The following is a 25,417-nucleotide window of genomic DNA, read 5'->3' as shown; positions in this document are numbered from 1 at the left end:
TATACCTTGACTCTTTGACTAAGCATGCCAATAAACGAAAACTACTCTTGAATCAAATTGTACCGTAGTGTAATTTTTGGGTTAGAAGAAGACGGAAGTCAGGAGTTGGAAGAAGGAAGTTTTAACTTCTGGCTGCAGACTTCCAACTCCTGACTTCCAGCTTCCCACTTAATTACTGAATGCAAACCTACACAAGAAATCCGGTAATGAAATGACTTTTTTACCCTCACTTTTGTTTCTATTGGAAAGAAAGATGTTTAGAATACTTCATGATTTCCGTGGCGAATTGAGAGCATTTTATATATTTGCAGGCGTTACTTCAGCAACAGTCAGAATAAAGATACTCAGCATGCTAATGCCCCGGATGGAGTTTTCTGAAATGAAGTTTTATGCAATACCATTGGCACCATATCGCCCATTGTCATCATGTGTAGACGCTTGCCTGCAAGTGCCTCAACAATCCTTTTTTAATCATTTTCACCACAAATTTTCATGAAAGAAAGAATACGCATAGCGGTTCAAAAATCAGGACGACTTAGTGATAGTTCAATCAAGCTCATCAAGGAGTGCGGCATACATTTCAACAATGGCAAAGGAAGACTCAAAGCGGTTTCGCACACTTTTCCTGCGGAGTTCCTTTTTTTGAGGGATGATGATATTCCCGGCTATGTAGAAGATGGCGTAGCGGATATTGGAATTGTGGGAGAAAATGTGATGCTGGAGAAGGGTAAAGATGTAAGCCTGATCAAGAAGCTCGGCTTTTCAAAATGCCGCCTGTCTTTGGCGATTGCCCGTGATAAAGAGTACAAGGGTGTGCAGGAATTTGAGGGCATGAGCATCGCCACTTCCTATCCGGTCATTCTGGAGCGCTTTTTTGCTGACAAAGGGATTAAAGCGCACCTGCACGAAATCAGTGGATCGGTTGAGATTGCTCCCAGCATTGGCCTGGCCGACGCTGTCTGTGATATCGTAAGTTCCGGTAGCACCTTGCTCAGCAATGGCCTCAAGGAAGTAGAAACCATACTGAAATCCGAAGCTGTATTGATCGGGCACAAAAATATTACTCCTGAGCGGCTTAAAGCTCTTGATCAGCTGATCTTCCGCATTGACGCTGTGCAGAGAGGTAATGGCAATAAATATGTACTGCTCAATGCTCCAGCTGACAAAACTGAGCAAATTATAGGGATACTTCCCGGCATGCGCAGCCCTACGGTTTTACCTTTGGCCATGTCCGGTTGGAACTCAGTACATTCTGTCATCAAGGAAGATGAGTTTTGGGATGTCATTGAGCAGCTCAAAGCTGCCGGAGCCGAAGGCATATTAGTAGTACCCATAGAAAAAATGATACTCTGATGAATATATATGCTAATCCTTCTCCTGAGGACTGGGAAGATATACTGAAGCGACCTACCCAGCAATTCAAAAAAATTGAGAAGATCGTTAAGCCTATCATTAAGAAGGTAAAAAAGAAAGGAGACAAAGCCTTAAGACAGTTTGCCCTGGAGTATGATCATGTAGAGCTTGATGATATCAAAGTGAGCAATGCAGAAATTAATAAGGCAGAGAAGCTTCTGAGTAAAGAACTAAAAGAGGCCATCCAAACGGCCTATCAGAATATTGAGACTTTCCACGCTGCTCAGCGAGATGAACCACTGGCTGTACAAACCATGCCAGGAGTAATGTGCATGCGTAAGAGCGTAGCCATTCAGAAAGTAGGACTATATATACCAGGAGGTACCGCGCCTCTTTTCTCTTCTGTGCTCATGCTGGGCATACCCGCTAAGCTGGCCGGTTGCCAGGAGATTGTACTGTGCAGCCCGCCCAATCGGGAGGGAAAACTACACCCGGCAATCTTGTATGCTGCCAAGCTGATAGGCATAGACAGAATCTGTAAAGTAGGAGGTGCTCAGGCCATCGCTGCCATGACGTATGGTACCAAAACGATTCCTAAAGTGCACAAGATATTTGGTCCTGGCAACCAGTATGTAACGGTAGCCAAGCAGATTGTCAGCCAGAAGGGCGTTTCCATAGATATGCCGGCTGGTCCTTCGGAAGTGGCAGTATTTGCCGACAAAACTGCCAATCCGGTTTTTGTCGCTGCCGACCTGCTTTCTCAGGCAGAACACGGAGCCGACAGCCAGGTACTGTTGGTCACTACCGAAAAGAAGCTGGTAGAAAAGGTACAGAATGAACTCAGCAAGCAACTCAGCATGCTGCCTCGTCATGATTTTGCTGCGGCAGCATTAGATAATAGTGTAGTTTGTGTGATGAAGTCTTCCAAAGATTGTATAGACCTGCTCAATGAATACGGAGCAGAGCACCTGATTCTGGCTATTGAAAAGCCTCGGGAGGTAATGGACAAGATCTTCAATGCAGGCTCTGTTTTTCTGGGCCATTATACCCCTGAGTCGGCTGGCGATTATGCTTCTGGCACTAATCATACCTTGCCAACCAATGGTTATGCGAAGTCGTATAGCGGGGTCTCTCTGGATAGCTTTGTAAAAAAGATAACTTATCAGGAGATTACCGAAGAAGGTTTAAAACTCCTTGGACCTACAGTAGAAATCATGGCTGAAGCAGAAAAGCTGCTTGCTCACAAGAAAGCGGTTTCTCTGCGACTGGCAGAGATCAAGCATAAGAAAGCGGTTTAAAACTAAAGCTGAGAATGGCTGAATGATCAACTTCAGCCTTCTTTCCTTCTCTTCAAATTATCATCATATCTAGCTTCATTATCACATGGCTTTTGATCTACAAAAATTATTACGGCCTCATATAGCCAGTATCAAACCTTACTCTTCTGCCCGTGATGAATACTCCGGTACGGAAGGAGTGTTTCTGGATGCTAACGAAAATGCCTTTGGTACTCCCGGAGTGGATACTCCCGGCACGCCCGACCTTACAGCCGGCTATCATCGTTATCCTGATCCTTATCAGCAGTTGCTTAAAAAGCGCATTGCCGAGATCAAGCAGGTACCGGCAAAAAACATCTTTCTGGGGAACGGTAGCGATGAAGCCATAGATCTGCTGATCAGGGCTTTTTGCCGCCCTGGGGTGGATAATATTGTCATCCTTCCTCCTACTTACGGCATGTATGAAGTAAGTGCTGCCATCAATGATGTAGCATTGAAAAAAGCGCAGCTCACCACTGACTTCAAGGTTGACCCTCAGGCAGTGGACAATTCCATTGACGCTAATAGTAAATTACTGTTCTTTTGCTCTCCTAATAACCCCAGTGGTAATCTGCTTCAACCCGAGGTGATAGCGCATTATTTACAAAACTTTGAAGGTGTAGTCGTCATTGATGAGGCATATATTGATTTTGCCGATACACTGAGCTGGTCGCAAAAGCTGGCTGAGTACCCCAATCTGGTAATCATGCAGACCATGAGCAAAGCCTGGGGCATGGCAGCCCTCAGATTAGGCATGGCTTTCGCCTCAGAAGAAATTATTGCTGTGCTGAATAAGATCAAGCCTCCTTACAACATCAATGCACTGACACAGCAGGCTGCACTTAAAGTGCTGGAACAGACCGAGCAGCACCAAAGTATTGTGCAAAAAATACTGAACCAACGACTTGAATTGCAGCATTCATTGGAGACACTACCGCTGGTGAAAAAAGTTTTCTCTTCTGATGCCAACTTTTTGCTGGTCAGGATGCAGCATGCAGCCGAGCTTTTTCATTACCTGATTGATGAAAAGATGATCGTTCGTGATCGCTCCAAAGTAGTGCTTTGCGAAGATTGTCTGCGCATTACGGTGGGTACTGAAAGTGAAAATCAGCAGTTACTGGACAAGATCAAACAGTTTGATGCATCCAAGGTCAGGCTTTGACATTAACATGTGCCTTTCTTTTCTTAGGGTTTGCTAAATGATCCTGCAATAGGAGAAGTGCTTCTTTCCATGAAGGGATACTGTCTGCCTCATAGTGATATGAGCCATACGCATTGGACAGCTTTCCAATGACTTTCATGGCCTGCAGATGTGCCCCATTATTACGAAACCGCATCATACTCTCCTTATTTTCCCAGGCAGTAAGGGTGTAGTTGCGATAAATACCTGCTTTAGCATTCACCGAAATAACGCCCTCAGCACCAGCGATTTGCTGGTTAATCTTATACACATGGTGCATAAAAGCGGGTACTTTCCATAAACTCTTTACTTTCAGATAAGTGATTGAGATAAACATAGTGTTTAATTTTTATTGATGCTCAAATATCCCGACCATCAGACACTTATCCTCAAAAAGTGTAATGAGTGGGAAGTAAGGTCGGGTGAGCAGGAAAAATATAGAGATCAACAAAAAATGCCGGACCAAACAGCCCGGCATTTCTATAGCCACAACAACATTGTATTTTTGCTACTCTCCTACAACAATCGTAGTGCGGTCAAGGGCTGAAACCTGGAAAAGGCCCAGTCCTAAGCCATCAGCACTGATGATATTGGTCCGTGGGTTGGCGGGAGAAGGGCCAGACATACCGCCATCGCCATTTAATACATTATCCAAGTCATTGTAAAAGAGATAAGCATCCCGGCTGATGTGGTACATCTCAAACGTTGCTTTATCCCCTTTACGATACAGTTCCGGAGATTCCAGTCCATAGATATAGCCAGCGATCAATTCATCATCGGCATAGAAGATACCGGTGTTGGAATCAAAGTTCTGTATAGAATCATTGCGAAAGAATTTGAATAAATAATAATCTTTGGTAGCTGAAGGTTCACGGGCAAAAATGCGTATGCGGTAGTAAAGCCCTTCTTCTTCCGGGTCTTCCTGCGCTCTTTCGTCTATATCCCACACCAGGCTATCAATGGAGGCTAAAGGAGTCATTTCTTCTTCAGCAGATAAAGACTCACCATCAGGTAGCGCAATCTGCAGACTGTAGGTATTACCGGGTTTGCCCTCAAAATTTGCAGTATAAAGTCCTTTCTCAGTTTCACTTTCATGATACTTATAGACATTGCCTTGGTTATCCTTTACTTCCACCTCAGCTCCACTTACACCGGGTGTTTTTCCCTCGGAATAAAAGTCCACTGAAGTTGTAAGTTTCACATAGTGATCGGTAAGCTCGTCGGTGATCAATGCATCCACTACATACTGAGGGGGTGTCTGTTTGAGATCTAGCTCTATGGGTTCGTCGCAACTGAATAAGGCAGCCGCGCTAAAGCTGAGTAATATTATTTTTATGATCGTTTTCATCTTTGTATTTCTTGATCTGGTATTTAGAAAGTGATTTTGTAAGAGATAGAGGGCAGAACCGGGAAGAGATATACCATACGGGCTTCCTTCTTGTCAGGATCTATGACATTCCCCTCTTCATCTTGTATTGCCTGAGTGTAGATGGTAAAAGGATTCCTGCGGTTGTAAGCATTATAGATGGCAAAGTTCCAGGAGGTCTTCCAGCGACGGGTAGCATTTCTGCGCGGCTCGTAGTTGGCCGACAGGTCCAGACGATGGAAGGCAGGCAAACGATAGGAGTTGCGCTCTGAGTACAGGTCTACATTATAATCATCAAACACATAGCGACCAACGGGTAGTGTAAATGGTCTTCCGGTGGAATAGGTAAAATTTGCTCCGATTGACCACTGATCATTCACACCATAGTTGGCTACGATATTGGCGACATGGCGACGGTCATAGTTGGCAGGAAACACCTCATTGCGATTTACACCGGGTATGTTTAGCTCTGTTTTAGACAAGGTGTAGCTGGCAAAGCCGGTCATACGTCCTTTGTTCTTTTGCAGAAAGAATTCCAGTCCATAAGACTCTCCTTCTCCCTGACGATATTCTACCGGAGCATCTGCGTTCAAAAGCAGATTGGCGTTATCAGCAAAATCAGTCACATCCTGCATCTTTTTGTAGTAAGACTCTACCGAAAAAGCGAACATATTATCATTAAAATTCTTGAAGTATCCCAAGGCCAATTGGTCAGCCACCTGAGGGTTCAGATAAGGAGAACTGGGCGTCCAGGTATTAAAGGGAACGGGCACAGTAGAGTTGGACATCAGATGGACGTACTGCACCATGCGATTGTAAGAAAGTTTCACCGAGTTATTGTTACCCAACATATAGCGGGCGCTGAAACGCGGTTCCAGATTAGCAAAAGTCTTGATTGGCTTCATGCTGCCGTAGTAGGTAGAATCTACAATGCGTACATTGATGTTATCAGGAAGTCCCTGATCATTTTTAGCATATTCGTAGATGGTAGTCTCTCCCACATTCTGGAAAACTGACAATCGCAATCCGTACAGCAGCGATAAACGCTGGCTAATCTGCTGTTCATTGCTTACATACAATGCATAATCCATCGCATACATTTTATCCATTTCTATACTGCCAAAATAAGACTCATCACTTCCTGGCTTGATTGTACCGGGAGAGAAACGACGATATGAAGCTTGCAAACCAAAACTCAGCACGTTTTTGGGGTTGACGAAGTAATTAAAATCCTGCTTAAGCGAAAACTCCTGTAGATTGGCACTCCAGTCAAATTCGGCGGCGGACTGCTCACTTGCCAGTGTATAATCAAAGTTGCTGGCGATAAGGGTGGTATTGGAGAAAAGCTTTTCGTTAAAAAGGTGATTCCAGCGAAACGTTCCGGTCTTATTCCCCCAGTTAAATCCAAAGAGATTGTCAAAATTGAAGGCATCTCTCCCGGCATAAGCGGCCAGAAAGAAGCGGTTTTTATTGTCCGGCTTCCAGTTCACTTTCGCATTAATGTCGTAGAAATACACCTGGTTCTCTCTCAGGTCTTGGTCAGGTGACATTTTTAAAAACACATCCGCATAAGAACGGCGGGCAGAAAGCAGGAAAGAACTGTTTTCATTGGCAATAGGGCCTTCCAGCATCACTTTGCTGGCCAGTAGGCCTATACTACCAGAACCGGAAAGCTGCTGGTTATTGCCATCTTTGGTGCGTACTTCCAGAATAGAAGAAAGGCGACCGCCAAACTGCGCGGGGATACCGCCTTTGTAAAGCTCCGAATCTTTGATCACATCGGCATTAAAAACCGAGAACAGTCCGAAGAAGTGAGAAGGATCATAGATGGGCGCTTCGTCAATGAGGATCAGGTTTTGATCGGCCCCACCACCTCTGACAAAGTAACCGGAAGTACCTTCACCGGCGGAGATCACACCGGGCATCATCTGCACCGTCTTGATGATATCCGGCTCACCAAAGAGGGCCGGCGTCTTCTTTACCAGGTCTACGGGTATTTCATTACGGCTCATCTCTATGCGTTCTACGTTTTTAAACTCGTCCGCACGTTCTTCCGTGATGACTACTTCCTGCATCTCAGTGACAGAAGGGGTCAGAGAGATGTTAAGCTCCTGATTATTTTGGAGCTCAATGGTTTCTGTTATGGTCTGATATCCTACGTAACTGAATTCCACATCATAATTAGCAGGAGGCAGACTAAGGGCGTAAAACCCATACACGTTGGTTACTACACCTGCACCTTTTTCCTTTACCAGTACGGTTACTCCGATCAGTTCCTCACCATTGGTAGCGTCTTTGATATAACCATTGAGTGTAAATTTTTGCTGGGCTTGTAAACTTTGATAAAATCCTGTCAGCAGTATGAATGACAGCAAGGCAATTTTTTTCATGGGGTTTGGGTTTGTATTTCTTCAAAATCAATTGAAGTGAATTTGGGTTAATATTGCTTTCGCTTTTTGATTGTTTCTATAGCTAATACAGACAAACCCACTTCTACCCTACCTCCTTTGCAAAAATTTTTCTTGAGATTATCATGGTTTACTTCATCCTCAACTCTGAACCATTCACCCTCTTGTTCTGCCGGTTCAGCCAGAAAAAGAATACCAAAACCTGGATTCTTACTTATCTTAGATGTATATCTACTCTACTATGAAAAGCTTCAGAGAAGACTTACTCCTTTCAAAACTCATACAGCTGAGCCTTATTGGCACCTTACTTATTGTCGGTATTTTATTAATGTCTCAGGAGTATGATGCCTTAATTCCAATAAAAATTTCGGATGAAGTTCAAAAGCTTCAGATCACTGAGGAAGCTGATTCTCTTTTACAAGCTGAGCCCTCCTCATGGTTTAGGAATTCTATAGACTGGATTGACACTCATCTTCCTGAACCTGTTAGAACTTGGAAGTAATGTGAGTATTATTTTGATTTGTGCCGGTTTATCACTTTGATTTAGAGCAGCTATGCTTTAACATTGATCAGAAATTCACACAGATGAAAAAAATACTTTTTATAGATCGTGATGGCACTATCATCATAGAGCCGGAAGACAAGCAGATAGATTCGCTGGAAAAACTTGAGTTTTTGCCTAAGGCTATTTCCAATCTGCGTAAGCTGGCGGAAGAAACTGATTATGAATTTGTAATGGTGACCAATCAGGATGGTTTGGGAACGGATTCTTTTCCTGAAGATACTTTCTGGCCTGCTCACAACAAAATGCTGAAAATACTGGAAGGAGAAGGTATTACCTTTAAAGCCATCCATATTGACCGCAGCTTCGGTCACGAAAATAAGCCTACCCGTAAGCCAGGCACCGCCATGCTTACCGAGTATATGAATAATGAGCAGTATGATCTGGCTAATTCTTATGTGCTGGGCGATCGCCTCTCCGATGTAGAACTTGCCAAAAACCTGGGGACCAAGGCCATTTATATCTCTGACGAGATTGCTGAAGATGCAGCGCTTAGTACCACCGACTGGAATAAAATATATGAGCATTTACGGCTTCCCTCCCGTACTGCTACAGTAAAGCGTACTACCAAGGAAACAGATATTGAAATTTACCTGAATCTGGATGGGCAGGGGCAAACCGATATCCATACTGGCCTGGGCTTCTTTGATCATATGCTGGATCAACTGGGACGTCACTCCGGTGCTGACCTCAAAGTAAAGGTAAAAGGTGATTTACATATTGATGAACATCATACGATTGAAGATACCGCACTTGCGCTGGGAGAAGCTTATCGCAAAGCCATTGGAGATAAAAAAGGTATCATGCGCTATGGTTTTCTGCTACCTATGGATGAATCACTTGCCCAGGTAGCCATTGATTTTGGCGGGCGTCCCTGGCTGATCTGGGAAGCTGAGTACAAACGAGAAAAGATTGGCGACGTGCCTACCGAAATGTTCTATCATTTCTTCAAGTCATTTTCCGATACTTCTCTGAGCAACATCAACATCAAGGTAGAAGGTGATAATGAGCACCATAAAATTGAGGCTACCTTCAAAGCTTTAGCTAAAGCCATCAAAATGGCGGTGAGCAGAGATATCAAAAATATGGATAAACTCCCCAGCACAAAGGGAGTACTGTAAAATGAAAAACGCTCAGAAAAGTTTCTGAGCGTGATTCTCACTTTGTGGTTGAACTTATCCTTCCCTACTTCCCAAAAGCTTCTCTTCCGTAATCCAGGTTTGTACTGTATACCGGAAGGCTGATTTTGATCAAAGCAAAAAATCCTTTACCATTCACCGTAGGTCTGGCACCAATTTCGGCCCCATACGCCCAGCTCAGCTCACGGTTATATTTTCCTTCTATCCCCAGGCGAAAACCAAATTTTTTAGTCTTAAGCTCCTGAGTAGAAAAAGTACGCATATCATTGCTTATCGGATCTCTGTACTGAATATCTTCTATGGTGATACTAGGAGCAAACATAAAATCCAGAAAAGTGGTTAGTAGCAAATCGTCAGAAAGTATTCCATAGCCTTTATCTGGTTTGATTGCCATGTTCTTGATCCATGACATAGAACCTCCGACAAAAGCACCTGTCACACTTTGGTTGGTATGTGAATATAAGTCTGAGGGAAATGTTCCAAATTCGTCTTCAATCACTACTTCCTGTTCTGAAGCTATGCGTTTTAAGTCTATAGAAGTTGCATAGGTAAAAGCTCCCAAACGCGCCCCAATCACTTTTCTGACTTTGGAGGGGATGATTGTATGCTCAGGTACTTGGGATGCCCAGCGATTCCCTTTCTGATAACGCTTAGAGTACAAAATCATTTTAGTCTCCGTGTCCGTCTCCTCATCTTTCACGTGATAGGTTCCGCCAATTTCCATGTATGTGAAACTATTCGGTTTGTTGGCTACTGAGGAGTTTTTGTAAGCAATATTTCTCACAAAATCTGTAGAGCGGGCATAGGCATGGCGAAAATTCGCAAAGAAATCAGCTTTGTCTTTATGCAGATAATTGGCTCCCAGGCCAAAGCCCGCATTAACGTTCGTAGCAAACAGCTCCGCATACAGGGGCTGTAAGTGCACAAAGAGCTTGTTGATGGCATAAGGGTCATCATAAAGCTCTTCATAAGTGATGGCCTCTTTAATCATGTCATTCTGTGCAAAGGCACTGTTGGCCGTGATAAAGAGGGTAATGATCACATATAGGGTATATCTCAGATTCACTTCGCTTCGCATTAAATAGAAACATTATCACCATTGCGAAGCTAGAGACATTTATGCAAAAAAAATCCTTAATAAGATTAAGACATTGCACAAGTAATAAAGCCACTATAAAAGTGGCTCAATTTGCTTACAACTCATGAATTTCTTTCAGCGCATGATAATTGGCGAGGATAATTCTATCGGCAATCTTATCAGTGATGGCATGTGAAACAAATAAAGCCTCAAACTGAGAAGGGGCAAGGTATATTCCCTGATTGAGCATGCTGCGGAAATACTTCCCGAAAAGTTCAGTGTTTGAAGTGCTGGCAGAATCCAGGTCGTATACGTCCTGGTCAGTAAAAAAAATGGAGAACATAGAACCCAGATGCGTTAACGTATAATTCAATCCAAGCTTTTCTAAATTCTGGCGATAGCCTTCTACCAGTTTAGCAGTAATCTTATCCAGATCCTGATAGATAGCAGGGTTTTCGTTGAGGTAGTTGAGCATAGTAAATCCCGCTGCCATCGCTATCGGATTTCCAGACAAAGTACCTGCCTGGTATACCGGACCGCTGGGCGATACAAAATCCATAATCTCCTTTTTACCACCGTACGCTCCTACCGGCATACCTCCACCAATGATTTTACCTAAGGTAGTCATGTCGGGAGTAACACCGTATACTTCCTGCGCTCCGCCTTTGGCCAGTCTGAAACCAGTCATCACTTCATCAAAGATCAGCACGATTCCTTCCTGGTCACAAAGTTTACGCAAATCCTGCAGGAAACCGTCTTTAGGAAGAACGCAGCCCATATTTCCAGCTACCGGCTCCAAAATAATCGCGGCAATTTCGTTTTTATTCTTTTCTACCAGGCTTCTTACCGACTCAATATCGTTGAAATTCGCCAGCAAAGTATCTTTGGCAGTACCTTCAGTAACCCCCGGACTATTGGGTACGCCCATCGTCATCGCTCCGCTTCCAGCTGCGATGAGAAACGAGTCACCATGGCCGTGATAACAGCCTGAAAACTTGATGATTTTATCTTTTCCGGTATAGCCTCTCGCCAATCGCGCAGCCGACATGGTAGCTTCGGTACCAGAATTTACCATTCGTACTTTTTCAATAGAAGGTACCATATCCACGATGAGCTCGGCAATTTCCACTTCTTTGGCAGTAGGTGCTCCAAAAGATAATGAGTGGGAAATAGCTTTGGATACAGCTTCCTCAATCATTTCATTCCCATGACCCAAAATCATTGGTCCCCAGGAATTGATCAGTTCTATGTATTGGTTATCATCTTCATCATAGACATAAGCTCCTTTGGCAGATTTAATGAAGAGTGGGTCTCCTCCCACAGCTTTGAAAGCTCTTACAGGCGAGTTTACTCCTCCAGGAATATATTTTTGGGCTTTTGCAAATAACGTACGACTTCTCTCAATGCTATGCATGAATGGGTTTTCAGATTTATTTTAAGAAAAATAGGCTCTTCAAGCTCTTTACTACTGACGTACATCTACTTCCTTAAGTTTCGCTTCCTCATATTTGACTATGGGCACTAGTTGATTGTCATTGGCATTATAGTAATCATAGCCTGAGTATAAGAGACTGTTGATTTTCTCTTTTTGAGTATAAAACTCCTGAAAATACACGCCATATTTGTTCAGCATATTTCCTATGTACATGAGCAGATCATAACCTGCATAAGCGTATTTATTTGGAATCTCATAATACTTTTCACGATACTGTTCTCTGAATGCCTGAAAATTTTCATTTTCAGGATTGATAAAGCCCGGTGCGATCAGATATTCCTCAAATCCTTCCAACTGATCAAAAGAAATAGAACTTACACTTAACCATTCTTCATTGCCAATCACTGGGATCTTGTTTTCTGCCATTACTACTGAGCTGACAGTATTGCTGATGATCAGCTCCTTATCAGTAGCAACGTATATCATATTATCTTCTCCCAACTCATTCAGCATTTCAACCAGCTCTTCAATACGTTCTCTGTTAAAATTCTCTTCTTCTAATACCGTAGCTTCTCGACCAGACTTTTCAAAAGCCTCTACAAAACTGGCCACTTTGAGAGAATCCTGTATGGACTTGCTGGTAATGACTACCGCATGATTTTTATTAAGAGAATCAATGGCAAATTGCGCGGCTCTACGTCCCTGAGTAATCAGACTGGGAAGCATAAGATAGGAAAAAGGATTTTCTCCAATCACTGCGGGATTACTGGATAAAGGATTAAACATATACTTCTGATTCTCCATAGTATACTGGGTGACTTCCTGAATAGGACCAGCATATAAAGGTCCAATGAACACATCCATCTCCCTCATTTCAGGTCTGCTTAAGAGGCTTTTGGTTTTGTCTCCACTTCTTTCCGTATCATAGGCGTGGATGTTTATATTTAACCCTTCTTGTTGCAATTCTTCAGCTGCTATCTTTATACCTTTGTACAAATCCAGCACAAATTGATTTCCCTGTTGTCTGGCGTCAGGTTTTAGATTTCCATAAAGAAAAGGGAGAAGTACCGCTACCTGATAGCTGTTTTTCTTTACAGAAGCCTCTTTACTTACTGTACCCAGACTAGCCAGGTCAATATCAAATGCATTTACCAGAGAATCTATGTACTTCTGTTCTTCTGCATCATAAAGCCTGCTTGACATATTCTTCACCAATTGCTCGGCAAGCATTTTATCTTTCGGATATTGTTTGAGCAAAGCATCTAATTCTTCAGCAGTAGCCTGACCTAAAAAGTACTCTTTCGCAACAGCCACATCATCCTTAAGTGAAGCACTTAGCTGACTATTATTGATCTCGTTCACCAAACCCATAGCCTGCACATAGTCTCCCATTTTAAAATATGTGACAGCTAGCCAGTAATCTACTTCCCCCAGTTTATCCCACCCTGGAAATTTACTAATCACCTGTAAAAACATGTTTTTAGCCAGGTCGTACTGACCGGCTTTGAGTGCAGAAAGCCCAAAATAATAGTTGGCATATTCTACATAGGGATTACCCTGCTCTTGACGACTTAGCGTACGGAATACCTCAATGGCTTGCGTATATTCCGCTTGTTCGTATAGACGTTTACCTCGTTCGTAGCGCCCCTTCAAAGAAGTACTACTCTGATTCGTTTGCGCATGTACTGTAAAAGACAGCAAGCAAAAAATGCAAATATATCTGATCATCATACTTTTCATATAAAAGAATATAGGTAATTAACTATTCCCATTCAATTGTAGCCGGAGGCTTAGAGCTGATATCATAAACGACTCGATTGACTCCTTTTACATTATTAATAATTTCATTAGATACATCACTCAAAAATTCATAAGGCAGATGACTCCAGTCAGCCGTCATACCATCTACACTACTCACTGCTCTTAAACTTACAACGCCTTCATATGTTCTTTCGTCGCCCATTACCCCTACTGATTGAATGGGTAAAAGGATGACTCCTGCCTGCCAAACATCGTCGTAGAGGTTTTCCTGTTTGAGTTTACTGATAAAGATATGATCTACTTCCTGCAATATTCTTACCTTTTCAGCAGTGATATCTCCCAGAATACGGATAGCCAGTCCCGGGCCGGGGAAAGGATGCCTTTGTAATATGTTTTTGGGAATATCTAATGTCTTTCCTACTTCCCTCACTTCATCTTTAAAAAGCGTTTTAAGGGGTTCAACTACTTTGAGATGCATCTTTTCAGGCAAGCCTCCCACATTATGGTGAGATTTAATCGTAGCCGATGGACCTTTAACAGATACCGACTCAATTACATCTGGGTAAATAGTACCCTGTCCCAGCCACTTTACATCTTTGATCTTATGTGCCTCAGCATCAAAAATTTCAATAAATACCCGGCCAATGGCTTTCCTTTTTTCCTCAGGGTCAGAAATCCCCGCCAAAGCTTCGTAAAATTCCTTATGTGCATCTACGCCTTTTACATTCAGCCCAAGGTCCTTATAAGATGCTAACACATCCTGAAACTCATTTTTACGGAGAAGGCCATTATCTACAAAAATGCAGTGCAGATTTTTGCCAATAGCCTTATGAAGGAGAGTAGCCGCTACCGAAGAATCTACTCCTCCGGAAAGGCCAAGCACTACTTTATCATCCCCCAAGGTCTCTTGTAAAGAGGCGATGGTAGCTTCAACAAATATATCGGGCGTCCAATCCTGAGCACATTTACAGATATGTACTACAAAATTTCTGAGCACTGTTTTACCTTCCAGCGAATGTGTCACTTCAGGGTGAAACTGTATGCCATAAGTATTTTGATCCTTTATTTTAAAAGCAGCCACCGCCACAGTAGGTGTTTTGGCAATCACTTCAAAATTATCCGGTACACTGCTGATGGTATCCCCATGCGACATCCAAACCTGCGTATCCTGGGTAAGCTCCTTGAGCAGCTCTTTATGGGTATCTATTTTGCTCAGCTTGGCCCTGCCATACTCTCTGATCTTGGAAGGCACTACTTCTCCTCCATATTTTTCAGCCATCAATTGTGCTCCATAGCATATACCTAATACTGGAAGCTTTCCCAGATAGGTTTGCAGATCAATGTGGGGGGCACCTGCGTCTTTTACTGAACAAGGGCTTCCTGAAAGGATTACTCCTTTTACCTTATCTTCCAGTGCGCCAGGCTCAGGAAGATGGTTGAATGGGTGTATTTCACAATACACGTTCAGTTCTCTAACTCTACGCGCAATGAGCTGTGTATACTGAGAACCAAAATCAATAATTAGAATCATTTCCGACATGGGGCAAAAATAAAATAAAATCCCTATAACCTAAATCTCTCCTAAGGATTACTTCAAGCTCAATGCAAACCTGGCCTATCTCCTTCGTCTGCCTGACTTTCAACTTCTTGTAAACCTGATACTCCGCCAGACACTATAAACTTCATGATATCGGCACTGGAAGCTGCCTTAATAGGCACCACAAACTTTGCAGGAACTATATATAAATTACCTGAGAAGTTGTAGGAGTGAGGTAAATATACTGCTACCTGATCTACCAAGCCCAGTTGTGACAAATCCTTCTGGGTAATAAATCCTGGTTTTTGGATTACAAACTCTGGGTTTAAGGTAACAAGTACCGGTTGATTAAACTTCTTCTTATCTCCTACAAATGCTGAAATCAGATCTTTCAGCGATGAATAAATGATATTGATCAGTGGTACCTTGACAAGTACTTCTTCCAGCAAATTGAATATTGGTCCCGCCAATAAGGTAGAAGCCAGATATCCTATCAGCGTGATGAATACCAGAATGGTAAGCATTCCTAAACCTGGAACGGTAAAAGGTATCAAACTATCCAGCCAGCTAATGGCCAGAATGATAATGTACATGGTGAGCGCTATGGGCACTACAAAGAGAAGGCCACGAAAAAAATAAGAGACGAAGCGGTTCATAGGATGCACTAAATTAAATAAAAAAAGGTCTTACATTGATGATGTAAAACCTTTTACAAAAGTCAATATTGTTTCTCCTTTTCTCCTAGATAGATATTCCCACGAAGGATAGAAAAGCAATACCCATCAGACCAGTAATTAACATCGTAATTCCCAGTCCTTTGAGTCCGTCGGGAACGTTAGAATACTTCAGCTTTTCACGAATAGCAGCAAGTGCCACGATAGCCAGCAGAAATCCAGTACCAGAGCCAAAGCCAAATACTGCAGCTTCACTAATAGTATAATCTCTCTGAACCATAAAGAGTGAAGATCCTAAAATCGCACAGTTTACCGCGATCAGGGGTAAGAAAATCCCAAGTGTACCATAAAGAGCGGGAGACACTTTCTCAATTACCATTTCTACCAACTGTACCATCGCCGCGATTACTGCAATAAACATAATAAAGCGTAAAAAGCTCAGGTCAATGGTTGCAAACTGATCACCTGCCCATGTCAGTGCGCCTTCCTTTAATACAAGTTCTTGAAGTAACCAGTTGATCGGGACAGTAATGGTAAGTACGAATACAACTGCTGACCCTAAGCCCACAGCGGTAGACACCTTTTTGGATACTGCCAGATAAGAACACATGCCTAAGAAATAGGCCAATACCATGTTCTCAATAAAAATTGCCTTAATTCCTAAATTTATTAAATCCATAGTGAATATTGTTGTCGCTTATCGTTCTACGTATCCGGTTAAGCTACGCTGTACCCAAATAATAATTCCGAGAATCATAAAAGCACCTACGGGTGATACCATAAGTCCATTTGTCGGAAAGCTTTCCCAGCCAATAGCTTCAAAAACTTTGAAACCAAAAATAGCCCCTGATCCTAATAGTTCCCTAAAAAAGGCAACTGCCAGAATTACCCAAGCATAACCAAAACCACTACCTAAACCGTCCAGCACTGAGTCATAAGGCTTGTTACCCATAGCAAATGCTTCCAGCCTACCCATTACAATACAGTTGGTAATAATCAGTCCTACAAACACTGACAGTACTTTCCATGCATCATAAAAATAAGCTTTCAGTACCTGGTCTACTAACGTTACCAGCGTTGCAATTACGGCTAACTGCACGATAATCCTAACCCGGCCAGGAACCATATTTCTGATCAAAGAAATAATCAGGTTGGAAAATACGATAACAAAGACCACTGAGACTGCCATGATCAGGGTAGGGCTTAACTGAGTAGTTACAGCAAGGGCAGAGCAAATTCCCAAAACCTGAACAGTAATGGGGTTGTCATCATTGAGAGGATCAGAAACAAATTTTCGTCTTCTCTTAGACAGTAAGGCTTCCGATTTCTCTTTTTCTTTTACTGGTTTATCAGCTACTTCTGTGCTCATAATAATATCTGCTTTTTGATAAAAAAGTTTTTATACATCAGTGTACTGCTCTTCAGCGTCAGGCTTCTCCAGATCGTTCGCTTTCGCAGCCTTTTCTAAGTAAGGTTGATAATAGGTAAGGTAATTATACAACATATCATTAACACCTACTGCTGTAATCGTTGCACCAGACATACCATCTACCTGGTTAGCATTGTAGGCACTGGGTTCTCCGGTCTCTCCTTTCATCATGCGTACTGCTACCAGTTCTCCTATATCGTCATAAATTTTCTTACCTGCGAAACGTTCCTGTACCTCTATTGTAGTGATTCTGGCACCCAGGCCAGGAGTTTCACCGGCATGGTCAAAAACAACTCCTCTGATGGTTTCAAGATCATTTTCCAAAGCAACGTATCCCCAGATATCATCCCATAAACCGCTTCCATAGACAGGTAATATATAAGAGCTCACCTCTCCATTCTCCCCTTTATATTTGTATACAGGATAAAGCCGATCTTCGGGTGCTTTGTCATATTGTGATGCGACATCCACATCTTCAGCTACTATAGGTTCACCATCCACTTCCTGTATTTCTTCTCCTTCAGCATTCACTACTAATGACTCAACCCTTTCGCTATAAATAGCAGGAACATCGTCCGAAGGTTGCAAATCCATTACTGCACCCAATATCTTCTTTTGGGTATCCAAAGCTACCTGCATATCCTGCATAGGCTTAAGGCCTACGGCTGCAAGTGAAAGTAATCCGCCCAATATGATAGTCAATATGGCGGAAAATACGATAATATAAGTGTTAGACTGTCGCACGTTGTAATCTTCTTTTTTTGTTAGACTGAACAACTACATGGTCAATAAGCGGCGCAAATACGTTCATAAAGAGCACTGCCAGCATAATTCCTTCCGGATAAGCAGGGTTCAATACTCTGATAATCACTGTAATCACTCCGATCAATGCGCCATATACCCATTTTCCTGATTCGGTATGCGCAGCAGATACGGGGTCTGTAGCCATAAATACTGCGCCAAAAGCTAAACCACCCATTACCCAGTGGTAATGTGCAGGCATCATCATAAATTCGTTAGCGCCAAAAGCAGTGAGTAAGTACCCTAAGCCCAGAGCGCCACCAAATACACTTAAAATAATTTTCCAGCTACCAACTCCAGTTGCGATAAGAATGATAGCTCCAACCAGTGCCATCAGGGTAGAAGTTTCTCCAATTGAACCTGGGATAAAACCTACAAACATATTCCAGAAAGTAAAGAGGCCATCGTTGGTAGTAGCCAGTGTTGAAGTTACTTCCTGAGTTCCCTCAGCAAGTACCGTTTCTGCCGCTAGGCCTAGAGCAGTAGCTCCTGTAAAGCCGTCAGCATATTGTTGGTCTCCTAAATAATACCATACATCTCCTGACATATCTGAAGGGTATGCAAAGTACAAAAAGGCCCTTGCTGTCATGGCAACGTTAAGTACGTTCATCCCAGTTCCACCAAACACTTCTTTCGCAATAACCACTGCAAAAACTGAGGCTAATGCTACCTGCCACAGTGGAATAGTAGGAGGAAGAATCAGAGGAATTAACATCCCGGTTACCAGAAAGCCTTCGTTAATCGGGTGACGTCGAATGAGAGAGAACACTACTTCTACCAAGCCTCCGGCTACATAAGCGGTAAGCACAACCGGTAATACTACAGTAGCACCTAACAAAACCTTTTCTCCAAAAGCAGCAGCCTGTCCGGTAGCCAGGAAGTGCATATGTCCTACATTATAAATTCCAAATAAAAGGCAGGGAATCATAGCCACTACTACTGTGATCATCAGGCGCTTCAGACTGATAGCATCACGTACCTGAGCTCCTTTTATACCTGTGGTTTCATTGGGAACGAATAAGAAGGTTTCATTAGCCTCAAAGAGGTAATAATACTTCTCAAACTTACCGCCCTTCTCAAAGAGTGGTTTCTGTTTGTCTAATATATCTCTAATCGCTTTCATATATACCTTACAATATTTATGTAGTAGCTTTAATCAAGTTAATACCTTCACGTAGTATGGCCTGAATTTCGTGCTTGGATACATCTATGAATTCGCACAGTGCCAGGTCTTCTTCTATCACTTCAAAGATTCCTAATGCCTCCATATCATCATAATCCTCTGCCATAATAGCTTTGATAAGGTACTCAGGCAGGATGTCCATTGGTGTCACTTTCTCAAATATTCCAGTTTGTACGAAGGCCCTCTCTTCTCCAAGTGTATTCGTGGTAAGCACGTACTCTTTCTTAGGATTCAGAAAAGACAGTAAGCCCAAAGCCCGGTGAAAGCTGAGTTTGCTGGTAGTTGGCTTCATCCACCCTAGGAACTCGTACTGATCACCTTCAGGAATTACTGTAAGCTGGTGGTGGTAAAAACCTAAATAGCCATTCTGGCTGATTTTTTCTCCAGTGAGGACATTTCCAGAAATGTAGCGCACATGATCCTGCTTTATATTACCTCCCACAATTTTATCTATGCAGGCTCCCAGATAAGTCTGATAGTACTTAGGCTCTTTTACTTCAGAACCCGTAAGCGCAATAATTTTAGAAGCATCATATTTACCATCCAAAAACAGTTTCCCTATCTGCACTACCCCATAAGGATCTAATGTCCATATCAGGTCTCCCTTGCCTATCGGGTCAACGTGGTGAATATGTACGCCTACATTACCTGCAGGGTGTGGGCCGGAGAATTTATTAACCTGTACACCTTTTACATTAGAAAAGATAGGAGAAACTTCCGCGTCTGCGTTTACTCCCAGGTTAACTTTTCCACTGGTAAATTTTTTCAGGATTTCTATACCTGCCTCAAAGTAATTCGCCTGACCTTTCAGCAAAACATCATAGTCAGGAGCAAGAGGATGAGTATCAAAAGTAGATACAAATATTGCCTTGGGAGTATCTTCAGGGTTGGCTACTATGCCGAAAGGACGCTGAATAATCTGAGGCCAAACCCCGCTTTTAAGCATGCTTTCCTGAGCCTGTTCTCTGCTGATGCCTGACAATTCAGAAGCTGAGTACTCTTTAAACTGCTCGTACTCCTGTTGTTTGTCTGCCAGTATTTTGATTTCAAGAAGCTTACGCTTTTCTCCTCTTACAATTTCTACCACCTCTCCACTTACCGGAGCGCAGTACATGACCTGGTTCATTTTCTTGTCAAAAAAAACCGGCGTACCTGCCTTTATCACATCGCCTTCCCTTACGGTCACCTTAGGACGGATGATACCGGGAAAGTCAGTGGGTTTCACAGCGAAAGTTTCTGATTTGTCAGCTTCGGCAACTACTTTTTGAGGTTTACCTGCAAGATTTATATTAAATCCTTTTTTAAGTTTGATGTGCTGAGACATTTACCGTTGCAAATAAGGTTTAAATGATCGTTTCCATTGGAAAAACGCTGCAAAAATAATCAAAATCAGCTAATAACCTTAATTTTTCTCAGTTACTTCTGATCTATGCAGCATATTCAGTTTATGTCTTAATTCAATATCACTCGTTATGGGCTTTAGGCTGTCGTAATGCAACTTTCACCGATATTTTTGATGGCATTGGCTACATTTTCCATTAACCACATTGGCGTAGAGGTAGCCCCACAAACTCCTGCTTTACTAGCATTTTCAAACCACTCAGCTTTTAGCTCCTCTTCATTGGCAATGAAATAGCTTCTTTCATTTTCCGCTTTGCACACACTATATAAAGCTTTACCGTTTGAACTTTTTTTACTACTCACAAAGATTATTACATCCTGTTCTTTAGAAAACTTTTGTAACTGAGGCTCTCGGTTAGAGACCTGCCTGCAAATGCTATCATTTGCATTAAACTCAACGGTATTTAGATCATGACTGGAAGCACGCATACGCTCTTCTATCATCGCTTTAATACGATAAAAGCCTTTTGTACTTTTAGTAGTCTGACTGAATAAAGTAACAGGACGGGTGAAATCTATTTTCTCCAGATCTTCATCCTTGAGGATAACGATAGCTCCCCCTCGGGTCTGTCCGCTTAAGCCAATGATCTCAGCATGTCCCGGTTGTCCATATATTACGACCTGCCCGTTTTTCTCCTGCATAATATCATAGGCATTCTTTACCCGGTTTTGCAACTTAAGCACCACCGGACAAGAAGCATCAATAAGTTCAATATTATTTTTTAGGGCAGTTTGGTAGGTTTCAGGGGGTTCTCCGTGTGCCCTTATAAGTACTTTGCAGTCAGTAACGTTGGAAAGGTCTTCCCTGGTGATAATGCGTAACCCTTTGTCATGCAGGCGCTTTACTTCCATGTCATTATGCACTATGTCTCCCAGACAATAGAGTTTGCTACCATCCAGCATTTCATCTTCGGCCATCTGTATGGCAAATTCTACTCCAAAACAATAACCTGAGTTACTATCAATTGTTACTTCCATAGGAAGAAATCACTTAGTTAGTTTCTTAAAAGTATTCAGTCTAAATTGTTATCTATTAATCAATTTTTTTGCTAGCTCTACGATTTTATTTACCTGCTCGTTAAAGTCTAGATATGTAGTATCTATTTCTACAGCATCTTCAGTTTTGATCAAAGGACTCTGTTTTCTGCTGCTATCTAATTTATCTCTCTCTTCCAAGTTACTTTCAATCTCCTCTAGAGAAACTTTTATGCCTTTCTCGGCAAGTTCATTCATTCTTCTCCGGGCTCGTACCTTTAAGTCAGCTGTCATAAAAATTTTCAGCTCTGCTTCAGGAAAAACATGACTTCCAATATCCCGCCCATCCATCACTACTCTTTTATTTTTGCCAAGTGCTCTTTGCTGATATACCATCTTTTCCCGTACCACAGGGAGTGCGCTTACAGCACTTACATTTTCTGAAACTTCCATCTTTCTAATCTCCTCCTCAACGTTTTCACCGTTTAAATAAGTTTCATTAATACGGCTATCTTCATTACGAGAAAAACTAATTGTGATATTCTCCAAAGCTTCAAGAATGGCTACAGGATCCTGAAGATTTACATGATGCTTTAGAAGATAAAGAGTGACTGCCCGATACATAGCTCCAGAATCCAGATAGGTATAGTTCAGGGCTTGCGCTACTTTTTTAGCGGTAGAGCTTTTGCCACAGCCGGAATATCCATCTAAAGCTATAATAATATCCTGCATAATGCAGTAAGGTTAACAGTCTCTTATAGGACAAGGGATAGGCCCCTTTTTGGGTAATTTTCTGGGCTTATTGCTTACACACGCGCTCATAAGTCCAGCCAAAAGTATAATGCACATCATTGATAACCTAATTTTTTTCAATCCAATCATAAGCTCTTGTCATTTTTGCCAAAGAAACGAATTTGTATCTACAAATAATTCATAAGATAACCGATCATCTTACCTGACTTCTTCAATTCTTTGTAATTAATCTGGTTTCCTGTAAAAAGATTGTACACATATGCAAACATTCTTAAAATCAATAAGTTACTAGTATTTAAGTCCTAAACTATCAAGCTTATGGAAACGAACGGCAACAATACCATTGAGCGTATAGGAGTAAGATATGGCTTACTGATGACCTTGGCGCTAGTTGGATACTTTCTGATAATGAAAGCTATCAATTTGGAACAAAATCTTGAGCTTAGGATTTTTAACTTAATTATTCTATCCAGCTTTGTGCTGATGGCAATAGATAAGTATAAAAAGATGAAAGGCGTTCATTTAACTTATCTCAAAGGGGTAGGTTTGGGCTTATTGACTTCTGTAGTCGGAGTATTTACTTTTGCATCGCTGGTGTTACTTTATGTAACTGTTATTGATCCGGCATTTATGGAAGTTATACAACAAAATGAACCCTTTGGTAGTTACTTAAATCCACTGTTGGTAAGTATAGCTATTTTAATTGAGGGTACAGCCTCAGGCTTCATCGCCAGCTTTGCGATCATGCAGTATTATAAGGTAAGCCATATGGTTTCTACGAGTGGTGAGTAATAAAAACAAATAATTAAGATTTTCTTATTAATTTTATCATTTTTATGAAACCTTTGTCGCAGAATCACGTGTTTATTGATAAACGTCTTAAACAGAGATAAAAATATTATAGATATAAGGTTTGGGTAAAACCAAATTCTAAAGTTTTGATTGAGTAGTTTTAGGTTGTTGTATTAGTAGTGAAAAAAGTGATCCTTTTAGGTTCACTTTTTTTTTGCTTTTATGTCTATCTTGCCCATTCTTTTTCTTTCATTAGCTGTATGATCCACGTTTCCGTTGAATCTTTGAGTAAACATTACCTGACCGCCGAAGGTCGGGAAAAATTTCTTTTTGAAGACATTTCTTTCGGTATAGAGCAAGGCCAGAAAGTAGCCCTGGTTGGGGTTAATGGTACCGGCAAATCTACTTTGCTGAAAATCATTGCCGGTCAGGAGGTACAGGACAAAGGCCTGGTTGTGATTAGTAAGGATGTAAAGCTGGCTTTTGCCGAACAACAACCGCAATTTGATAAAGAAGCCACAGTGCTTTCCGCTATTTATGAAAGTGATAATGAGGTGCTTCAACTTCTGAGAAATTACCGACAGGAACTGCACAAAGATGCTTCTTCTGATCGTCTTCAATCACTGATGAGCCAGGTAGATAGCCTAAATGCCTGGGATTATGAGCATCAGATTGAGCAGATTCTTGGTCAACTGGGCTTGTATCACATGGATCAGCCGATAAGCAGTCTTTCGGGAGGACAGCGGAAAAGAGTAGCCTTAGCCCGGGCATTGATAGAACGGCCCGACTTCCTGATTCTGGACGAACCTACTAACCACCTTGATCTGGACACCATTGAATGGCTGGAAAATTACCTTTCTACCCAAAAGATGTCACTCTTACTTGTTACCCACGACCGTTACTTTCTGGAACGGGTAACCAATGAAATTCTGGAGCTAGATCAGGGTAATGTGTATCGCTACAAAGGTAACTATCAGTATTTCCTGGAAAAGAAAAATGAGCGTATGGCTCAGCAGCAGGCCGGCATTGATAAGGCACAAAACCTGATGCGTAAAGAACTGGAATGGATGCGCCGTCAGCCTAAAGCCAGGGGAACCAAAGCCAAGTACCGTGTAGAAGCCTTTTACGACCTGAAAGACCAGGCCAACCAAAAGGTAGAGGACAGAAATATTGAGCTAGGGCTAAAAGGCAGACGACAGGGTAAAAAAATCCTGGAGCTTTCGCACATTCAGAAGGCTTATGATAATAAAAAAATTGTAGATGACTTTTCTTATACCTTCAAGAGAAGCGACCGGATCGGAGTGATTGGCAAAAACGGCTCCGGCAAAACTACTTTCCTCAATATGCTTACCGGACAGTTAAATCCCGATGCCGGAGAAATTGATCTGGGGCAAAATACTGTCTTTGGTTACTACACTCAGCAGGAGATCAGCTTTAATGATGATCAGCGGGTGATAGATGTAGTTAAAGAGGTAGCAGAAATCGTAGAAGTGAGCAAAGGTAATTTTATTTCCGCCTCTCAGTTCCTGCAGCACTTTATGTTTCCTCCAGAGATGCACTATAATAAGGTAAAAAATCTGAGCGGAGGGGAAAAACGCAGATTACAGCTTCTGCGTGTGCTCATGAAGAATCCCAACTTCCTCATTCTGGATGAGCCTACCAATGACCTGGATTTGATGACACTCAATGTGCTGGAAGATTTTCTCTTTAATTTTGAGGGTTGTCTGCTCCTGGTTTCACACGACCGCTATTTCATGGACCGGCTGGTAGAACATCTTTTTGTATTTAGTGATCAGGGAGGAGAGATCAAAGACTTTCCGGGCAACTATACTGATTATAGAGAAGCTGCTCAGGAAGAAAGTGAGAAGAAATCGGCTTCTGAAAAATCTTCAGCAAAGAAAGAGCAAAAAGTCACTCCTAAAGCTGCTGATGAAAGTAAATCACGCAAGGCATCCTACAAAGAAAAGCGTGAGTATGCTCTTTTAGAAGAAGAAATTGAAAAGCTGGAAGCTGAAAAAGAACAACTTACCGAAGAACTTAATCAGCTTTCTTCGGCTACTGCGCCTGATCACCAGGCATTGACTGAAGTTTCCCAAAAACTTGAAAATATCAGCAAACAGATTGATGAAAAATCCGATCGCTGGCTGGAACTGGCTGAGCTTATGGAGTAGTGTTATGGTGTTTAACTTTGTATTACTAACTGAAGTTACGCAACTAAGCTGATACCTAATCCTTGCTTTATATCATTCAAATAGGCAAAGGCAGTTTTAATAG

22 protein-coding genes are annotated in these 25,417 nt (G+C 42.0%); 7 read left to right on the top strand and 15 right to left on the bottom strand.

Annotation, left to right across the window (positions count from 1 at the left end; genetic code table 11):
• The first annotated feature begins 492 nt into the window (after positions 1-492).
• The 3 genes from hisG to hisC all read left to right on the top strand — a co-directional run bounded on the left by hisG (position 493) and on the right by hisC (position 3,831).
• On the top strand, positions 493-1,353 hold the full coding sequence (gene hisG, locus WJR50_RS32365) for an ATP phosphoribosyltransferase (protein WP_341297488.1): 861 nt from the start codon (positions 493-495) through the stop codon (positions 1,351-1,353).
• Positions 1,353-2,651, top strand: a complete 1,299-nt coding sequence (gene hisD / locus WJR50_RS32360) for a histidinol dehydrogenase (RefSeq protein WP_341297487.1) — start codon at positions 1,353-1,355, stop codon at positions 2,649-2,651. Before hisG ends, hisD begins: the two co-directional genes overlap by 1 nt.
• An 85-nt stretch (positions 2,652-2,736) precedes the next feature.
• Entirely contained in the window at positions 2,737-3,831 is a 1,095-nt protein-coding gene (hisC, locus tag WJR50_RS32355; RefSeq protein ID WP_341297486.1) for a histidinol-phosphate transaminase, read from the top strand.
• Here hisC and WJR50_RS32350 read toward each other — a convergent pair.
• The 3 genes from WJR50_RS32350 to WJR50_RS32340 all read right to left on the bottom strand — a co-directional run bounded on the left by WJR50_RS32350 (position 3,821) and on the right by WJR50_RS32340 (position 7,605).
• Positions 3,821-4,186 carry a hypothetical protein gene (locus WJR50_RS32350; protein ID WP_341297485.1) on the bottom strand — a complete coding sequence of 122 codons (366 nt, stop codon included), beginning with the start codon at positions 4,184-4,186 and terminating at the stop codon, positions 3,821-3,823. The two genes, hisC and WJR50_RS32350, sit on opposite strands and share 11 nt — an antisense overlap.
• A 171-nt stretch (positions 4,187-4,357) precedes the next feature.
• Positions 4,358-5,197: a DUF4249 domain-containing protein gene (locus WJR50_RS32345; RefSeq protein ID WP_341297484.1), complete on the bottom strand. Its 840-nt coding sequence runs from the start codon at positions 5,195-5,197 to the stop codon at positions 4,358-4,360.
• Between the two features lie 23 nt (positions 5,198-5,220).
• Positions 5,221-7,605, bottom strand: coding sequence for a TonB-dependent receptor (locus WJR50_RS32340; protein ID WP_341297483.1), 2,385 nt, complete (start codon positions 7,603-7,605; stop codon positions 5,221-5,223).
• A gap of 259 nt (positions 7,606-7,864) precedes the next feature.
• Here WJR50_RS32340 and WJR50_RS32335 point away from each other — a divergent pair, with 259 nt between their 5' ends.
• Positions 7,865-8,125, top strand: a complete 261-nt coding sequence (locus tag WJR50_RS32335; protein WP_341297482.1) for a hypothetical protein — start codon at positions 7,865-7,867, stop codon at positions 8,123-8,125.
• A gap of 83 nt (positions 8,126-8,208) precedes the next feature.
• A complete protein-coding gene (gene hisB / locus WJR50_RS32330; protein ID WP_341297481.1) occupies positions 8,209-9,306 on the top strand; it encodes a bifunctional histidinol-phosphatase/imidazoleglycerol-phosphate dehydratase HisB in 1,098 nt (365 codons plus the stop codon).
• Between the two features lie 64 nt (positions 9,307-9,370).
• Here hisB and WJR50_RS32325 read toward each other — a convergent pair whose 3' ends face one another.
• The 12 genes from WJR50_RS32325 to cmk form a co-directional block, all read right to left on the bottom strand.
• Positions 9,371-10,402 (bottom strand): hypothetical protein, encoded by a 1,032-nt coding sequence (locus WJR50_RS32325; protein WP_341297480.1) that lies wholly within the window; start codon positions 10,400-10,402, stop codon positions 9,371-9,373.
• Between the two features lie 115 nt (positions 10,403-10,517).
• Positions 10,518-11,816, bottom strand: a complete 1,299-nt coding sequence (hemL, locus tag WJR50_RS32320; protein ID WP_341297479.1) for a glutamate-1-semialdehyde 2,1-aminomutase — start codon at positions 11,814-11,816, stop codon at positions 10,518-10,520.
• 51 nt (positions 11,817-11,867) lie between these two features.
• Entirely contained in the window at positions 11,868-13,568 is a 1,701-nt protein-coding gene (locus WJR50_RS32315; protein ID WP_341297478.1) for a tetratricopeptide repeat protein, read from the bottom strand.
• A 31-nt stretch (positions 13,569-13,599) separates the two neighbouring features.
• The gene (gene guaA, locus WJR50_RS32310; RefSeq protein WP_341297477.1) at positions 13,600-15,138 is read right to left on the bottom strand and encodes a glutamine-hydrolyzing GMP synthase; all 1,539 of its coding nucleotides are present in this window, start codon (positions 15,136-15,138) and stop codon (positions 13,600-13,602) included.
• Between the two features lie 59 nt (positions 15,139-15,197).
• Positions 15,198-15,791, bottom strand: coding sequence for a DUF502 domain-containing protein (locus WJR50_RS32305; protein ID WP_341297476.1), 594 nt, complete (start codon positions 15,789-15,791; stop codon positions 15,198-15,200).
• Positions 15,792-15,876: 85 nt separating this feature from the next.
• Positions 15,877-16,488, bottom strand: coding sequence for an NADH:ubiquinone reductase (Na(+)-transporting) subunit E (nqrE, locus tag WJR50_RS32300; protein WP_341297475.1), 612 nt, complete (start codon positions 16,486-16,488; stop codon positions 15,877-15,879).
• An 18-nt stretch (positions 16,489-16,506) separates the two neighbouring features.
• A complete protein-coding gene (locus tag WJR50_RS32295) occupies positions 16,507-17,178 on the bottom strand; it encodes an NADH:ubiquinone reductase (Na(+)-transporting) subunit D (RefSeq protein ID WP_341297474.1) in 672 nt (223 codons plus the stop codon).
• 30 nt (positions 17,179-17,208) lie between these two features.
• Positions 17,209-17,982: an NADH:ubiquinone reductase (Na(+)-transporting) subunit C gene (gene nqrC / locus WJR50_RS32290; protein WP_341297473.1), complete on the bottom strand. Its 774-nt coding sequence runs from the start codon at positions 17,980-17,982 to the stop codon at positions 17,209-17,211.
• Positions 17,969-19,162 carry an NADH:ubiquinone reductase (Na(+)-transporting) subunit B gene (locus WJR50_RS32285; RefSeq protein ID WP_341297472.1) on the bottom strand — a complete coding sequence of 398 codons (1,194 nt, stop codon included), beginning with the start codon at positions 19,160-19,162 and terminating at the stop codon, positions 17,969-17,971. Before WJR50_RS32285 ends, nqrC begins: the two co-directional genes overlap by 14 nt.
• Before the next feature lie 16 nt (positions 19,163-19,178).
• Entirely contained in the window at positions 19,179-20,546 is a 1,368-nt protein-coding gene (locus tag WJR50_RS32280; RefSeq protein ID WP_341297471.1) for a Na(+)-translocating NADH-quinone reductase subunit A, read from the bottom strand.
• A gap of 155 nt (positions 20,547-20,701) precedes the next feature.
• Complete coding sequence (locus tag WJR50_RS32275; protein ID WP_341297470.1) at positions 20,702-21,601, bottom strand: 4-hydroxy-3-methylbut-2-enyl diphosphate reductase; 900 nt, start codon at positions 21,599-21,601, stop codon at positions 20,702-20,704.
• 48 nt (positions 21,602-21,649) lie between these two features.
• Positions 21,650-22,330 (bottom strand): (d)CMP kinase, encoded by a 681-nt coding sequence (cmk, locus tag WJR50_RS32270; RefSeq protein WP_341297469.1) that lies wholly within the window; start codon positions 22,328-22,330, stop codon positions 21,650-21,652.
• 339 nt (positions 22,331-22,669) lie between these two features.
• Between cmk and WJR50_RS32265 the strand changes: the two genes are divergently transcribed.
• Complete coding sequence (locus WJR50_RS32265) at positions 22,670-23,143, top strand: DUF4199 domain-containing protein (protein WP_341297468.1); 474 nt, start codon at positions 22,670-22,672, stop codon at positions 23,141-23,143.
• Between the two features lie 260 nt (positions 23,144-23,403).
• Entirely contained in the window at positions 23,404-25,314 is a 1,911-nt protein-coding gene (locus tag WJR50_RS32260) for an ABC-F family ATP-binding cassette domain-containing protein (protein ID WP_341297467.1), read from the top strand.
• The last annotated feature ends 103 nt before the right edge of the window (positions 25,315-25,417 follow it).

Source organism: Catalinimonas locisalis (assembly GCF_038039535.1).
Lineage (GTDB): Bacteria > Bacteroidota > Bacteroidia > Cytophagales > Cyclobacteriaceae > Catalinimonas.
Note: the sequence above shows the minus strand (reverse complement) of the source record. Positions and strands in the feature narration are given on the sequence as shown.